Source organism: Actinophytocola sp., from assembly GCF_045807065.1.
GTDB lineage: Bacteria > Actinomycetota > Actinomycetes > Mycobacteriales > Pseudonocardiaceae > Actinophytocola.
On sequence record NZ_JBJMIE010000316.1, the window covers coordinates 1 to 14,641 of the forward strand.

The window sequence follows — 14,641 nt, forward strand, 5'->3', positions numbered from 1 at the left end:
CAAGGGTTGCGGTGGAACGGGATGGGAGTGGGTGTTTGGGGTGGGTCGGCCGGGGGATGAAGGGTGTTCCGGGGCGGTAGTTGGTGCGCGTGAGGTGGGAGCCGTACAAACGTTGCCGCAGGCCAGGAGCCGGTGTTCGGTGCGGGTCGGCCGGGAGGATGGAGATGTTCCCAGGTGATAGTTGGTGGCGTCAGGTGATGGCGTGTGCCACTGGTGACGGGCCGTTGGTGCGGCGACGGGCCGTTTGGTGCGGCGGCGGGTCAGAGTTGGCGCTCGAAGCACACTGACAGGGTTGAGCCGACGTAGTTGCCGAAGAGGGGGATCTCTCGGTAGCCCTCGCGGCGGTAGAAGCGTTGGGCGTCCGGTTGTTCCGTGCCCGTTTCCAGGCGGAGGGTGTGCCATCCCCGCTTGGTGGCGGCGGTTTCCAGGGCTCGGAGTATGTCCGTTGCTACTCCGGTGCCGCGCTTCTCCGGCACGACGTACATCCGCTTGATCTCCGCCGACGTGGGGTCCAGGCGGCGGAGGGCGCCGCAGGCTATGGCCTCGCCCGTCGTGGGATCGACCGCTACCAGGAAGAGGTCCGTGTCGGTGGCGGACGGTGGGGGGCCGGGCTCGTGGTCGTTCGTGCCGTAGCGGGCGTCGAGTTCTTCGCGTTGTTGGCGGCGGAGGGCGGCGCCGGTCGGGTCGTCCCACGGGCGTTGCTCGATCGTCCACTGCATAAGGGGGTTCCTCTCGTAACGTCCGGGCGCCTCAACTGGCGATGCTCGGCGGCGCTCTCGTCGCCTTCGGGCTCAGTCGACGGGCGGGTCGGTGTGGCTGGTTGGGGCGGTCGGGGCGGTCAGGCGATCGCGGCGGCGATCGCGCGGACGGCGGTGCGCAGGTCGTGGCCTGACGGGACGCTGTCCGGATCCACCAGCCACTGGGTTGCCAGGCCGCCGACCAACGCGTGGAACACCGCGCCCGTCGCCTCGCCAGGAATGCCGAACAGGTCGGCCAGGCCCGCCCTCGCCTGGCGGTTGGCCTCCGCGAACGCCGCCTTCAGCTCCGGCTTCTGGTCCAGGAACGCCAGCAGCTCGAACTGCACCGCCCACAGCCGCTGGTTTGCGGCGAACGACCTGATCACCTGTGTCCACATCTCCTCGAAGCGTTCCGCCGCGCTCGCCTCCGGGCGTGCCGACAGTGCCTCGCCCAGGTCGTTGCCCCACTCGGCCAGTGCCTGGTACAGCGCCGCGTTCAGCAGCTCGTCCTTCGTGCCGTAGTGGTAGCCGATGGCGGCCAAGCTCACGCCCGCCGCCGACGCGATGTCACGGGCGGTCGTGCGCGTGTAGCCCTTCTCGTACAGGCACCGCAGCGCGCCGGTCAGGAGGTCTTCTCGGTTACCCATGGCACAACTGTACAACACAAATGTCTTGTACAACTGTCTGACACATGTGTACTGTCAGCGGCAACGAAGGGAGCAAGACCATGAAGAAGGTCCTCATCTCCGGCGCCGGCGTCGCGGGTATCAGCCTCGCCTACTGGTTGCGCCGCAACGGGTTCACACCGACCGTGGTCGAGCGGTCGCGGGGCATCCGTGACGGCGGGTACAAGGTCGACATCCGCGGGGCGGCCGTCGACGTGGTCGAGCGCATGAGGGTGCTCGACCAGATCCGCGAGCGGGTCACCGACGTGCGGGCCGGGTCGGTCGTCGACGGCAAGGGGCGGCGGGTCGCGAGCATGAACGGGGACACCTTCGGCGGCCGCGCGCACGGCGACGCCGAGATCCTGCGCGGTGACCTGCTCCGGCTGCTGTTCGAGGCCACCGACGGCGTCGAGTACCTGTGGGGTGACGAGATCGCCGACCTCTGCCAGACCGGGGACGACGTCGAGGTCACCTTCGCCAGTGGCGCCACTCGCAGGTTCGACCTGGTCGTCGGGGCCGACGGGCTGCGGTCGAACACCCGGGAGAAAGTCTTCGCGGACGACGCCATCAGGGATCTCGGCTACCGCGTGTCGATCTTCGACGTGCCCAACCACCTGGGGCTGGACCGCGAGGAGCTGACCTACGTGAGCCCCGGCCGCACCGTCCTCGTGTACTCGACCGCCCAGGACACCGGCGCCAAGGCGATGTTCCTGTTCGCCGACGACGCGCCCGTGCCGGCGGACCCGCGGCAGTACCTCGCCGACCGCTACCGGGGCGAGGGCTGGGAGGTGGCGACCCTGCTCGAGCACATGGGTGACGACTTCTACCTCGACACGCTCAGCCAGGTGCACCTCGACCGCTGGTCGAACGGCCGGATCGCGCTGGTCGGCGACGCCGCCTACTGCGCGTCCGTCGCCTCCGGGCAGGGCACCAGCCTCGCGCTGGTCGGCGCCTACGTGCTGGCCGGCGAACTCGCGGCCGCCCAGAACCACGAGCAGGGCTTCGCCGGCTACGAGACCGAGATGCGTGAGTTCGTCACCGCCAACCAGAAGCTCGGGCCGGCGAACATCAAGCGGATGGTGCTGGCCAGCAAGGCGCAGGTCAGGCTGTCGATGGTGTTCCTGTCGCTGCTGTCGAAGCTGCCGGGCAAGGACCGGATCATCGGCCAGGCGATGAAACCGCTCCACCGTGCCGCAACCGTGATCTCGTTGAAGGACTATCCCGTGCGATGCTCCCGGGCATGATCGAACCCCGTAGCCGGTGGTCCATGATCGCGGTGTTCGCACTGCTGGGGGCCGTCACGCAGGTCCTCTGGGTCACCTACGCGCCGGTCACCGACGCGGCCGGCCGCTACTACGGCGTCTCCGACGGGGCCGTCGGCTGGCTTGCCAACGTCTTCCCCCTGCTCTACGTGCTGCTCGCGATCCCGGCCGGCATCGTGCTCGACCGGTGGTTCGGGGGTGGGCTGGCCGCCGGGGCACTGCTCGTCGCGGCCGGGGCGCTCATCCGGCTGGCCGGGGACAGCTACGCCGACGCGCTGGCCGGGCAGCTGGTCGTCGCGGTCGCGCAGCCGCTCGTGCTCAACGCGATCACCGCGGTCGCCGGCCGGTACCTCGCCGAGCGAGACCGGCCGACCGGCATCGCGATCGGGTCGGCCAGCACGTTCGCCGGGCTGATCATCGGGTTCGGGCTCGGGGCCGTGTTCACCGAGGACGTCCCCACGCTGCTGCTCGTCCAGGCCGGGCTGGCGGTGGTGGCCGCCGTCGCCGTGCTGGCCGTGCTGCGGACACCCGCCGAGCACAAGGTCGAGAAGCCGCCGGCCGGGCTCGGTGCGCTGCGGGTGGCGTGGAGCGACCCGTTCATCCGGACACTCTGCGCGCTGGTGTTCGTCCCGTTCGGGGTGTTCGTCGCGCTGTCGACGTTCGCGCAGCCGCTGCTCGAGCCGGCCGGCGTGTCGGAGTCGACCGCCGGGCTCATCCTCATCGCGAACGTCGTGGCCGGGGTGGTCGGGTGCGCGGTGGTGCCGATCTGGGCGAACCGGCACGGCCGCGAACTGGCCGTGCTGACCGTGTCCTTGCTGGTCACGGTCGTGGCGTGCGTCGTGCTGGCGGTCGCACCCGGGGTCGTGACGGGGTTCGTCGCGCTCACGCTGATCGGGTTCGGCCTGCTGCCGGCGCTGCCGATCGTGCTGGAGCTGACCGAGCGGCGGGCGAACAGCACCGAGAGCACGGCCGCCGGGCTGATGTGGCTGACCGGCAACCTCGGCGGCCTGGTCGTCGCCGCCGTCGTCGGGGTACTGGTGGACGACCCGACGCCCGCGTTCCTGCTGCTCGGGGTGTTGAGCCTGCTGACCCTGCCGCTGCTGCGGCTGTTCAGCCGGGTGAGTACGTCCTCGCCAGCGCTGCCACCGACGCCCTGACCCGCTCCCGCAGCTCGGCCGGCGCCAGGACCTCGATGTCCGCGCCGAAGCCGAGGATCAGCCGCAGCGCGTGATCCATCTTCTCGATCGGCAACGTCGCCGTGACCCAGCCGTCCCCGTCCGGAGGCGACGCCGTGTCCTCGACCGCCCGACGCACGCTGGGTTCGACCGCGTCCACCAGGCGTTCCCGCAGGTCGGGGGAGATGCGGACGGTTGCGGTGTCGACGTGCCGGCGGGCGTCGAAGTCGGCGAGGTAGGACGCCCAGTACGCGGCCAGGTCGAAGCCGGCCGGGCGTGGGAACGACTCGTCCAGCACGGTCAGGTCCCTGATCTGCGAGACGCGGTAGGTGCTGATCCGCTTGCCGGCCGCCACCAGGTACCAGCGGCCGGCCTTGAGCACCAGGCCGTAGGGATCAACCGTTCGAGTTACCTCGGTCGGGGCACGCCAGCGGTGGTAGTGGAGGTGCACGCGTCGCTCCCGCCAGACCGCGTCGGCCGCGGCCGCGAGCGCGGGGGTGTCGTCCGGTTCGGCGTACCAGCTGGGCGCGTCGAGGTGGAAGCGCTGCTGCACGCGGGTGGCGCGGTCACGCAGCTCGGGCGGCAGGGACGCGGTGAGCTTGAGCCACGCCGCGGCGACCTCGGCACCGAGGCCCAGCTCCCGCGCGGGACCCGGCAACCCGGTGAGGAACAGCGAGTCGGCCTCGTTCTCGGTCAGGCCGGTCAGCCGGGTGCGGTAGCCCTCGACGAGCCGGTAGCCGCCGGCGTGCCCGGCCTCGCCGTAGAGCGGGACGCCCGCCGCGCCCAGCGCCTCGACGTCGCGGTAGACCGTGCGGACGGAAACCTCCAGCTCGGCGGCCAGCTGCGCGGCGGTGAGGCGGCCCCTGGTCTGGAGCAGGAGCAGCAGCTGGACGATCCGGGAAGCACGCACGAACAATACTGACACTGGATGTCAGTGGAGTGCGCATAGCGTCCGCGCCATGAACAACTTCGACTGGCTCATCGGCACCTGGCAGACCAAGCAGCGGAAGCGGAAGCCGCTCCGCGGCAGTGACGAGTGGGAGAGCACGGGCGGCACGCTCACCTGCCACAACCTGTTCGACGGCGCCGCCAACGTGGACGAGGTGGACCTGCCGGGGTTCGGCTTCAAGGGCGTCTCGTTGCGCCTGCTGGACCCGACCACCCAGGAGTGGTCGATCTACTGGGTGAACTCCCGCAACGGACAGCTCGCGCTGCCCCCGGTCATCGGCCACTTCGAGAACGGCGTCGGCGAGTTCTTCAGCGACGAGGACTACGAGGGCCGGCCCGTCCGCGTCCGGTACCGGTGGTCGAACATCACGGAGAAGACGGCCCGCTGGGAGCAGGCCTTCTCCACCGACGGCGGCGAGACCTGGGAGACCAACTGGGAGTCGGACTTCTGGCGGTGAACGGTCCGTGAACCGGGCGAGGTCATCGGCGAACTCGCGTCCTGCCGTGCACGCCGTTCTGTCGCACGAGTGACAACGGGGTCAGCCACCTGCCGCCGTGCGGATGGCGGTGGCGATCGCCTCGTGGCCGGCCGGGGTCGGGTGCACGTCGGTGTGGGTGCAGAAGTACGTCAGCGTGCACACCTTCGCCACCGGCGTCGGGATGGAGCCGTACGCCGGGTCCTGGGTCAGCGCCGTCAGCGGGCCGTAGGCGCCGGTCGCGGCGGTGATGTCCGCGAACCGGGCGCCGACCCTGCCGTACTCGGCACGTAGCGCGGCGTTGAAGTTGCGGAACAGGGGCACGGACAGCCGCGCGAGGCTCTGGCCGTCCGGGAACTCGGCGGACACCCACGCGCCGAGGAACACGTCGGGGTAGGTCAGTCCCACGATCGGGGCGTCGCCGGCCGCCTTGCGCAGGGCGGGGAGGATGGCGGCCAGGTTGGTCCGGACGTCGGACACGGCCTGGGACGCGCACGCGACCGCCGCCGAGGCGTCCGCCGCGCGTGCGCACGGGGCCAGGTCGTTGCCGCCGATCACGACGGTCACCAGGCCCACCCGGCCCCGGTACGCACGCAGTGTGCGCACCGCCGCGTCGAGTTGGGTGCGGTCGCCCGGATCGGGGGCGTCGAGGGCTCGGTTGCCGGGAGCGCAACCGGGCTCCTCCCGTACCTGCGCGGAGGTGGCGCCACTGCACGCGAGGTTGATCAACCGCAGGTGGGACGCATCGGCCACGAGGTAGGCGAAGCCGGCCCGGGTCGGGCCGGCGGGGGCGCCCGCGTCGGCCGGTCGGTAGCCGGTCGCGTACGAGTCGCCCAACGACACGTACACGCGCTCGGCCGGCGGCCCGCTGCTGGTGGTGGACGTCGCCGTGGGACGGTCGACCGGCGCGGCGGTGCACCCGCCGAGCAGTACCACCAGCAGCACCACGATCAGCGGCACGTCAGTCCTCTCCGTGGGAGTGCGCCTCGTGCAGGGGCAGGCCGGCGAGGCGTCCGGCCACACCCCGCGCGAAGTTCGGGCAGTGGAACACGCCCTCCCGGTTGCCGCAGCGCAGCGCGTGGGCGAGCGCGGTCCGTGCCGCCTGCGCCTGGGCGATCCGTTCGTCCAGCTCGGCGAGCTTGCGTTCGTACAGCTCCCGCCAGGCGTCCACGCCGCCCGCGCGGGAGGCCATCAGCGTGCCCAGTTCGTCCAGCGTGAAACCGACGTCCCGCAGCGCCAGGATCATGCCGACCAGCCCGACGGCCGACGTGGGGTAGCGCCGCCTGCCCGCGATCCGCTCCGGCGCGGGCAGCAGGCCCAGCTCCTCCCAGTACCGCAAGGCCGAGGTGGCGACGCCGGTCGCCCTGGCCAGCTCGCCGATCGTCAGCTCCTTGACTTCAAGGCCGCTTGAAGTCGTTGGCTTGCGCGCATGCGACCGAACTCGCTCAAGCAACGCGTCATCGCCTGGCTCGTAAGCCAGTTCCACCGTCCGCGTGGTGTCGCCGGCCGGCTGGCCGGATGGGTCATGGCCCATCGCGCCTCCAATAGGCAGCGCAGTCGCTGGGTGGTGTCCCTGCTCGACGTGCGGCCCGCGGACCACGTGCTCGAGGTCGGCTTCGGCCCCGGCATCGCCATCGCGGAGTTGGCACGCCTCGCCACCCGGGGCCGAATCTACGGCATCGATCATTCCTCGGTGATGGTTCGGCGGGCCACCAGGCACAACGCCGCCGCCGTCCGGGCCGGGCGGGTCCGGCTGGTGCACGCCCCGGTCGAGGAGCTGCCGAGCTTCGACCAGCCGCTGGACATCGTGCTGGCCGTGAACTCGCTCGGCTTCTGGCACGACCCGGTTCAGCGCCTCCGCGAGCTGCGTGGGCTCCTGCGCGAGGGTGGGCGGATCGTGATCGCCAGCCAGCCCCGCTGCCCCGGCGCCACCGCCGAGACCACCGTCCGCGCGGCCCGGGAGATCCAGGACCGGCTCGGCGAAGCGGGCTGCACCGACTTCCGCGTGGAGACCCTCGAACTCGACCCGCCGGTCGCCTGCGTCATAGCTCGTTGAACGGGTGCGCGTAGGCGAACGGCCCGCGCACCGACGTGTCATAGGTGGACAGTCGCCGGGCCTGGAAGTGGTTGCCCCACGCCGGGTCCGGCGACTCGATGCCGAGCCCGGCCGCCGGCTCGAAGCCGAACCGCGGGTAGTAGTCCGCGTGCCCGAGCAGCACCACGACCCGCTCGTCCAGCGCCTCGGCCGCGGCCAGCACGGCATGCATCAGCGCGCTGCCGACACCGGTCCTCTGCCGCGCCGGCAGCACGCCGAGCGGACCGAGCCCGAGCACCGGCGTCTCGGCGACGTGCGCGCGGGTGCACACGACGTGCCCCACCACCCGGCCGGCGTCCTCGGCCACCAGCGACAGCCGCGGCAGCCACGCCGAGGTCGCCCGCAGGGCCGTGACCAGGTCCTTCTCGACATCACGGCCGAACGCCGCCGCATGCGCCTCGGCGATGGCGGGCACGTCCGCCGCCGCTTCCCGTCTGATCAACACCCCGGCACTCTCGCACGTCAGGTCGCCGTGGCGCGCAGGGTCAACAGTTCGGGCGCGAGCACCACCACCGCGCCCGGTGCCACGGCGACCAACCCCTCCGCGGCCAGCGTGGCCAGCGCCCGGTTGACCGACACCCGCGTCAGCCCCAGCGCCTCCGCCAAGCCCTGTTGCGCGCCCGGCAGCAGGACCCGGGGCGCGGCCGCCCGGACCAGCCACGCCGCCACCCGCGTCGGCGCGTCCGCGAAGCTGGTCAGCACGAGGTCCTCCTGCTGTGCCCGCAACTGCCCGGCCAACCTGGCGAACACGTGCGCACGCACGGCCGGCACGTCCACCAGCGCCAGGAACTCCGCGGCGGGCAGGAACCGCAGCGCCGACCGGGCCGTGGTCACCCAGGTCGCCGTGTGGCCGCCGCCGTCGAGCACCGCCGCCTTGTCCACGGCACAGGGGGCGGGGAACTCGCCCAGCCGGCGCCGCCGCCCGGCCGCGGTCCCGTGCACCGCGGTGAGCCCGCCGGTCTCCGCGACCACCAGGTGCCGGGCCGGTTCGCCGCGGACGGCCACGACGGTGTCCGCCGCCACCTCCCGTCGCGCGGCCACCGCGGCCAACCGGTCGAGGACGTCCGGCGCCAGCGGCGCGAACAGCGGGACGTCGGCGAGCACGAGACGCAGTATCACCCGATACAGCGCGGAACGCCGCGCTGGACCTAGCGTGCCGAGCCGTGATCGTCCTGGAACTCGCCTTCGACGCCCATCCCGCCCGGCTCGCCGCCCGGGCCGCGCACCGGCGACGGCTCGCGGCGCTCCACGCGAACGGCGTCCTCGTCATGGCCGGGCCGTGGGCGGACGACAGCGGAGCCCTGCTGGTGTTCGCCGCCGAACGGTCCGAAGTGGACAGGTTCCTGGCCGAGGACCCGTACTACACGACGGAAGGCGTGCGGGTGGTGGACCTACGGGAGTGGCGGCCCGTCGTCCCGTAGGCGGGGCGCGGCGTCGTGGATCAGCGCCAGCAGCGTGGTGGACAGCATCACCCGCACCTGCCTGCGTGTGAGCTCCCCGCGTACCAACCACTCCCGGCACGCCGCCTTCGCCATGCCGCCGTACGCGCGGACCATCGCCCGCAGCTCGTTCGCGTCGGCGGCCAGGCCCGTCGCCTCGAGGACGCGGTCCGCCGCGGTCTCGTCGGCACCCGCCAGGATCTGCTCGACGTCGGAGTCCCAGCCGCCCGTCGCGGCCAGCCACGCCTTGCTGTTGCGGGACACGCCGTCGAGGAACCAGTCCACGGCCGCGGCCACCCGCACCTCCAGCGGACCCTCCGGCAGCCGGTCGACCGCGAACCGCGGGATCGTGACCAGCCGGCGCACCACCTCGAGGTACAGGTCCCGCTTGGTGCCGAAGTAGTGGTTGATCAACCCGCGCGCGACGCCCGCCTCCCTGGCCAGCTCGGTCGTCGACACCGCGGCGTACGGGTGCTCGCCGAACAACCGCTCTGCGCACGCCAGGATCTGCTCCCGCCGCTCGTCCGGTTCCAGTCTGCGCCGGCCCGCTGTCGTCATGCCGGCTCCCGGGGTGTTGGCGGTTGGTCAACAGCCGGAGTATAGGAGCGGTCAGTCCCGCCCGCTCCCGACGAGCGACCGCAGCTGGGACAGCAGCTCGCTGCGGCTGGACGCGCCGAGCCGCTGGCGCATCCGCGCCACGTGGTGCTCGACCGTCTTCGCCGAGATGAACAGCCGGTCGCCCACGTCCTTGTAGGTCATCCCGGACACCACCAGCTCCGCGACCTGCAGCTCCCGCTCCGAGAGCGCCGCCGACGGCACGGCGGCCCGCTCGTCCGGCAGGTCCGGCACGCGCCGGGCCGTGACCGGCTTGCCCTGCAGCAGCCGCGCGCAGTCCAGCAGCCGCACCATGTCCTTGCGGTCCGCCGTCCGGGTCGCCGCCCGGCCGGCCAGCCGGGCCCCGTCCCACGTGAACCCGGCCGTGTGCAGGCCGCGGGCCGCGTCCTCGACGGCGTCCGCGTCGACCTTGCCGGCCATCAGGTCCACCCAGCACCGCCCGGCGACGGCGATCGTGCCGAACTGCTCGTCCCGGGCCGCCGCCCGTGCCATGGCCTCGGCCTGCGCCTCGGCCTCGTCGGGCTGGTCGGCGAGCACCGCGGCCTGCAGCCCGCCCCACCACAGCGGCGACGCCCACAGCGGTGGTTCGCCGAGGCCGGACAGCAACGTCCGGGCCTGCGACAGGTGTGCCGCCAGCCGCGCCTCGTCCCGCAGCCGCGCCGCGGCCACGACCAGCTCGCCCAGCGGCAGGATCGTGAACAGGTCCATGGGGTGGCGCAGCAACGCCTCGCCGGCCTGCACCCACGCGCGGCCGAGCGTGTTCGTGTCCCCGGCGCGGCGGGCCACGCCCAGTTCGATGGCCACCGCGAACAGCCAGTCCCTCGGCTCCAGGTGCGTGCCGCGCAACGCCGAGAGCTGCTCGGCCGCCGCGGTCAGGTTGCCGCGCAGCATGGTGATCCACGTCCGGAGCAGCTGGTGCCGGGTCGCGAGCGGCGCACCGCCGGTGCCGGCCGCGACCGCCCGGTCCAGCAGGGAGGACGCCGTGCCCAGCTCGCCGTAGTGCAGTGCGAGCAGGGCACCCAGCGCTGCCGGGCTGTCCGGCAGCAACACGCCCCGCCCGACCGGCTCCAGCAGGCCCGCCGCCCGCACGAGCATCGACAGCGCGTTCGTGGGCGTGCCGGTGATCGACTCGTGCAGGCCGGCGGCCATCAGCGTGAGCGCGCTGGACAGGGAGGTCGGCGGCCCGTCGGAGGACGTCTGCGCACGCAGTTCCCTGGCCTCCGCGAGGTCGCCGACACCCAGCAGGCCGAGCGTGGCGAGGTGCTTGCCCTCCTCGGTGCCCGACCACCGGTACAGCTGCGCGCTGCGGAACAGCTGGCCGCGGTGGGCGAGTGCCGCCGCGGCCACCCCGGCCGCGTGCCGCCGGCCCACCGCCTCCTCGGTGGTGATGACCCCGTCCGCCAGCCGCAACGCCCCGTCGAGGTCGCCGGACAGCGCCAGTGCCTCGGCCCGCCGCGCCGCGACCACCAGAGGTGGCCGGCCGGCGGTGACCGCGGCCTCGTACAGCCTGGCCGCGAGCGCCGGGTCCGCCGGCAACGCCTCCGCGGCCGCCGCCTCGAACGCGGTCGCCGCCGCCGCGCCACCGATGCCCGTGCCCAGGAGCGGCCGGACCAGCGCGAGGACCTGACCGCCGCGTGCCAGCTGCAGCTCCGCGAGCCGCTGCCGCATCCACGCCCGCCGCTCCACCGGCACCAGCACCCGGATGGCCCGCCGCGCGATCGGCAGCAGCGCGCCGCCCTGGCCGACGAGCCCGGTCGACCGGGCCGCCGCGACGATGTCGGACACCGCCGCCGCGTCCCGTGCCAGCAGCTCGGCCAGCAGGTCGAGGTGCAGGCCGATGCCCGCGTCGGCGGCGAGCACGAACGTCAGCACGTCCTCGTCGAGCCGGCCGAACTCGGCGCGGAACTCGCTGAGCACCGCCACCGGCACCTCGGGCCTGCCCGGCTTCTGCTCGGGGAGCCCGCGGACCAGCCGCGCGACGAACCCCGGCACGCCGCCGGTCTCCGCGTGCGCGAACTCGGCCAGCTCGTCGGTGCGGCGCCCGGCCGGCAGGCACGCCTTCACCTGCTCCTTGTCGAACGGCACGGGTACGACCTGCTCCTGCGCCAGCTCCAGCAGCTCGGCGAGTGCCGGCGGGCGGGGCCAGGGGCGGGCGGCGACCACCAGGCGCACCCTGGCCGCCAGTTCCCGCAGGCGGGCGAGGTCCGCGTCGTCGAGCAGGTGCGCGTCGTCGACGAGCAGCACGCCGTCGCCGGTGGGGGCGTCGGTGAGGTCGCCCGCGGTCGTGTGCACCGTGGTGCCGGCCGCGCGGATGGCCTCGCCGAGGTGGTTCAGCAGGGTGGTCTTGCCGTACCCGCCAGGGCCGATGATGCCGACGTGCGCGCGTGGGTCGGCGGCGAGCGCCGCCAGGTGTCGCGCGGCGGCCTCGTCCAGGATCGGCGTCACTCGTCGTCCTCGTGGTCGGTGTGTCGGCGGCGCTTGCGGGGTGACTCGTCGACCTCCCTGTCGTCCGGGTCCAGCTCGTCGACGTCCGTGCCGCCGCGGGCCCTGCGGGTGAGCCGGGCCAGGCCGCGGGCCGGCGGGTCGAGCGGGGCGATCTCGACCGGTGGGCGGGGTGGCGGTGGACCGATGTCGGCGGCCTCGGGGCCGAGGTCGTCGAAGTGCATGAGATCGGTGTGCGACACCTCGGCCGGCGTGACCGTGGGGGTCACGGGCAGCGGCTGGGCCCGCACGGTCGGCTTGGCGACCCGGCCGCCGGCCAGCGCGGCGCCGCGGGCGATGGCCGTCGTCGGGTCCTCCGCCGCGACCACCCGCACCCGCACCGCCGCCGTCACCAGCTCGGTGATCAGCGGCACGTGCCCGCTGCCACCCACGAGCACGACCGCGCGCAACGCGTCCGGCGCCGACCCGCTGCTCCGGATCGCCCGCTGCAGTATCCGGACGGTCTCCTCGACCACCGGCCGGATCATGGTGTCGAAGTCGGTGCGGTTCAGCAGGACCGTGGCCTTCTTCGAGCCCGGCGGTGTGGGGATGGTCACCGCGACCGCCGTCGACAGGCGCTCCTTGGCCTCCGCGCACGCGGCCCGCAGCGCGGCCATCCCGTTCGGGTCGCTCGGCAGTTCGCCCAGGTCGGCCGCCGCGTGCTCGGTGACGAGGTCGTCGAACAGCGCCCCGCCGAGCACGTCCGCGCTGTCCGCGTGCGCACCCAGCTCGAACCCGAACGCGCCGCGGCGCAGCACGGCCGCCTCGAACCGGCTCGCGCCGAGCGAGTAGACCGCGATCTCCTGCCCGACCTCGAGCCGCTCCGCCGCGGCGTAGGCCTCCGCGGCGGCGACCGGGCGGGGGAGCAGGGTCAGCTCGGGCAGGTCGAGGTCCCGCAGCGCCGCCTGGAGCACCGCGCGGCGATGTGATCCCCAACCCACCGGGTGGGTGACCACCAACTGGCTGGCGGGGCTGCCCTCGTGTTCCTCGACGCGGTCGACCACCCACGCCACGAGCGCGGCCGCGAGCGTCTCGGCCGGGTAGTGCTGGTCGCCGAGTGCGAGCGGCACCTCGTCACCGATCCGTTCGAGGAGGTCGCGTGTGACGCGCTCGGGCTCGGTGGCGGCGCGGCGAGCGGCCGCCTCGCCGACCTCGACCGCGTTGTCGCTGGTCAGGTACAGCACGGAAGCCACACCCGGCCGCTCGTCGGCCGGGTCCAGCGGGATGACCTCGGGCTCGCTCCAGCTGTCGCGGTGGTTGCGACTGACCGCCGCGGTGGTGCGCGCGGTGCCGAGGTCGACCCCGAGGGCGTAGGGCATGCGGGCGTTACCTCCGTCCGTGCGGCCGGTCATGTCGTACCAGGGGGCCGGTCCCGCGGGACAACCCCCGGGTGGGCCGGGGACTAGCCCCTAACCCCCTAACGAGTGAGTAATTGTTAGCCCTAAGGGGCGAATCGACAACTCGGAGTGATCCCCGATGTCCCCAGGCGCCCGTCCTCCATAGGTTGATCGCCACAGCGCCGCGGCGTCGGCCCCGTTCCTCCGCCGACCGCCGCCGAGTGCCAGAACTAAATCCGCATAGGAGAAGTTGTTGTCCGCCAACATCGAGAACTCGTCGTCCGCCGCCGCGGCGGCGACCCCTGCTGATGCCTCGGCGTCCGGTGCCGTCGCCGGCGGCCTGACGGGCGCCTGCGCTCCCGGCGGGACCCTCCACGACTTCGTGTCGAACCTCATCACCGACGAGGTCGCGAAGGCCGCCTACCTGGCCGACCCGCTGGCCGCGCTGTCCTCGGCCGGCCTCGGCGACCTGACGCCGGCCGACGTCCAGGAGGTGCTGCCGCTGGTCGCCGACAGCCTGCCGACCGACCTCACCTCGCTGCCCGTCGGTGACCTGCCCGTCGGTGACCTGCCCGTGGACCTGCCGGCGCTGGGCTCGCTGCCCGTCGTCGGCGACCTGTCCGCGCTGGGCGACCTGCCGGTCAGCCTGCCGACCGGGCTCCCGAACCTGGGTGACCTGCCCGTCACCCTGCCCACCGGCCTCCCGGACCTGGGTCACCTGCCGTCCCTGCCGACGTTCGACACCCCCTTCGGCGACGTCACCGCCGTGGTCAGCAACGCCGCGGCCGCCGTCGACCTGAACGGTGACGTCGCCGACGTCGCCGCGTCCGGGCTCCTGTCCAACCCGGTGGACTCCGACGCGCCGACCGTCTCCACGGCGGTCTCGTCCGCGTTCGGTGACCTCGCCGCGGGTGGGAAGCTCGACCCGCACGAGTTCGGCGGCTCGGTCGCCGGTAGCACGCCTTTCGCCGACTTCGGCGGCGGTCTGGTCGGCCATGTCGGGGGCGACCTAGGCGCGTGGGCTGCTACCGACACCGTGGGCGGCGACCTCGCCGCGGGCGCCATCGCCGGGCCGGAGGGTGTTCAGGTGGCCGCGGAGTCCCCGCTGGGCGACGTCCACCTGAACTCCAACGGTGACTTCTCGATCCAGCCGGTCGACACCGCCGACCTGCTGGACGTGGACCACCTCGGCAGCACTGGCGACGCGGTCGCCGGGACCGTGGCGCACTACGTCGGCACCGGCGCCGACGTGCTGGCGGGCGGCGTGGCCGCCGGTGGCGCGGGGCTCGGCGGCTACCTGACCGGCTCGCTGACCTCGGTGAGCGGAACGGTCGAGCACGCCACGGACACGGTCAGTGAGGGCATCCACCAGGGCGGTGACACCCTGTCGGAGCACCTGACCAACCTGCCG

Annotated in this window: 16 protein-coding genes; 6 read left to right on the plus strand and 10 right to left on the minus strand. The window is 73.3% G+C overall.

Annotation, left to right across the window (positions count from 1 at the left end):
* Window positions 1-260: 260 nt before the first annotated feature.
* Together ACJ73U_RS18270 and ACJ73U_RS18275 are read right to left on the minus strand one after the other, a co-directional pair.
* Entirely contained in the window at window positions 261-719 is a 459-nt protein-coding gene (locus ACJ73U_RS18270; protein WP_407778848.1) for a GNAT family N-acetyltransferase, read from the minus strand.
* Window positions 720-838: 119 nt separating this feature from the next.
* The gene (locus ACJ73U_RS18275) at window positions 839-1,384 is read right to left on the minus strand and encodes a TetR/AcrR family transcriptional regulator (RefSeq protein WP_407778849.1); all 546 of its coding nucleotides are present in this window, start codon (window positions 1,382-1,384) and stop codon (window positions 839-841) included.
* Window positions 1,385-1,464: 80 nt separating this feature from the next.
* Between ACJ73U_RS18275 and ACJ73U_RS18280 the strand changes: the two genes are divergently transcribed.
* Complete coding sequence (locus ACJ73U_RS18280) at window positions 1,465-2,646, plus strand: FAD-dependent monooxygenase (protein ID WP_407778850.1); 1,182 nt, start codon at window positions 1,465-1,467, stop codon at window positions 2,644-2,646.
* Complete coding sequence (locus tag ACJ73U_RS18285) at window positions 2,643-3,821, plus strand: MFS transporter (protein ID WP_407778851.1); 1,179 nt, start codon at window positions 2,643-2,645, stop codon at window positions 3,819-3,821. The genes ACJ73U_RS18280 and ACJ73U_RS18285 overlap by 4 nt, the downstream gene beginning before the upstream one ends.
* Here ACJ73U_RS18285 and ACJ73U_RS18290 read toward each other — a convergent pair.
* A complete protein-coding gene (locus ACJ73U_RS18290; protein WP_407778852.1) occupies window positions 3,775-4,749 on the minus strand; it encodes a helix-turn-helix transcriptional regulator in 975 nt (324 codons plus the stop codon). The genes ACJ73U_RS18285 and ACJ73U_RS18290 overlap by 47 nt on opposite strands.
* 49 nt (window positions 4,750-4,798) lie before the next feature.
* Between ACJ73U_RS18290 and ACJ73U_RS18295 the strand changes: the two genes are divergently transcribed.
* Window positions 4,799-5,245, plus strand: a complete 447-nt coding sequence (locus tag ACJ73U_RS18295; RefSeq protein ID WP_407778853.1) for a hypothetical protein — start codon at window positions 4,799-4,801, stop codon at window positions 5,243-5,245.
* Between the two features lie 81 nt (window positions 5,246-5,326).
* Here the strand turns inward: ACJ73U_RS18295 and ACJ73U_RS18300 are convergent, their stop codons facing one another.
* Window positions 5,327-6,223, minus strand: coding sequence for an SGNH/GDSL hydrolase family protein (locus tag ACJ73U_RS18300; protein WP_407778854.1), 897 nt, complete (start codon window positions 6,221-6,223; stop codon window positions 5,327-5,329).
* A 1-nt stretch (window position 6,224) separates the two neighbouring features.
* Window positions 6,225-6,797, minus strand: a complete 573-nt coding sequence (locus ACJ73U_RS18305; RefSeq protein ID WP_407778855.1) for a MerR family transcriptional regulator — start codon at window positions 6,795-6,797, stop codon at window positions 6,225-6,227.
* A 30-nt stretch (window positions 6,798-6,827) separates the two neighbouring features.
* Between ACJ73U_RS18305 and ACJ73U_RS18310 the strand changes: the two genes are divergently transcribed.
* A complete protein-coding gene (locus tag ACJ73U_RS18310; protein ID WP_407778856.1) occupies window positions 6,828-7,319 on the plus strand; it encodes a class I SAM-dependent methyltransferase in 492 nt (163 codons plus the stop codon).
* Here the strand turns inward: ACJ73U_RS18310 and ACJ73U_RS18315 are convergent.
* Window positions 7,306-7,803, minus strand: a complete 498-nt coding sequence (locus tag ACJ73U_RS18315) for a GNAT family N-acetyltransferase (RefSeq protein ID WP_407778857.1) — start codon at window positions 7,801-7,803, stop codon at window positions 7,306-7,308. The genes ACJ73U_RS18310 and ACJ73U_RS18315 overlap by 14 nt on opposite strands.
* 17 nt (window positions 7,804-7,820) lie before the next feature.
* A complete protein-coding gene (locus ACJ73U_RS18320) occupies window positions 7,821-8,477 on the minus strand; it encodes a Crp/Fnr family transcriptional regulator (protein ID WP_407778858.1) in 657 nt (218 codons plus the stop codon).
* 44 nt (window positions 8,478-8,521) lie between these two features.
* Here ACJ73U_RS18320 and ACJ73U_RS18325 point away from each other — a divergent pair, with 44 nt between their 5' ends.
* Window positions 8,522-8,779, plus strand: a complete 258-nt coding sequence (locus ACJ73U_RS18325) for a YciI family protein (RefSeq protein ID WP_407778859.1) — start codon at window positions 8,522-8,524, stop codon at window positions 8,777-8,779.
* Here ACJ73U_RS18325 and ACJ73U_RS18330 read toward each other — a convergent pair.
* The 3 genes from ACJ73U_RS18330 to ACJ73U_RS18340 are packed head-to-tail and all read right to left on the minus strand — an operon-like array spanning window position 8,750 to window position 13,245.
* Window positions 8,750-9,355 (minus strand): TetR/AcrR family transcriptional regulator, encoded by a 606-nt coding sequence (locus ACJ73U_RS18330; RefSeq protein WP_407778860.1) that lies wholly within the window; start codon window positions 9,353-9,355, stop codon window positions 8,750-8,752. The two genes, ACJ73U_RS18325 and ACJ73U_RS18330, sit on opposite strands and share 30 nt — an antisense overlap.
* Window positions 9,356-9,406: 51 nt before the next feature.
* Entirely contained in the window at window positions 9,407-11,857 is a 2,451-nt protein-coding gene (locus tag ACJ73U_RS18335) for a LuxR C-terminal-related transcriptional regulator (protein ID WP_407778861.1), read from the minus strand.
* Window positions 11,854-13,245, minus strand: coding sequence for an Hsp70 family protein (locus ACJ73U_RS18340; protein WP_407778862.1), 1,392 nt, complete (start codon window positions 13,243-13,245; stop codon window positions 11,854-11,856). The genes ACJ73U_RS18335 and ACJ73U_RS18340 overlap by 4 nt, the downstream gene beginning before the upstream one ends.
* Window positions 13,246-13,483: 238 nt before the next feature.
* Here ACJ73U_RS18340 and ACJ73U_RS18345 point away from each other — a divergent pair.
* A partial coding sequence (locus ACJ73U_RS18345) for an IniB N-terminal domain-containing protein (protein ID WP_407778863.1) occupies window positions 13,484-14,641 on the plus strand: 1,158 nt, incomplete at its 3' end.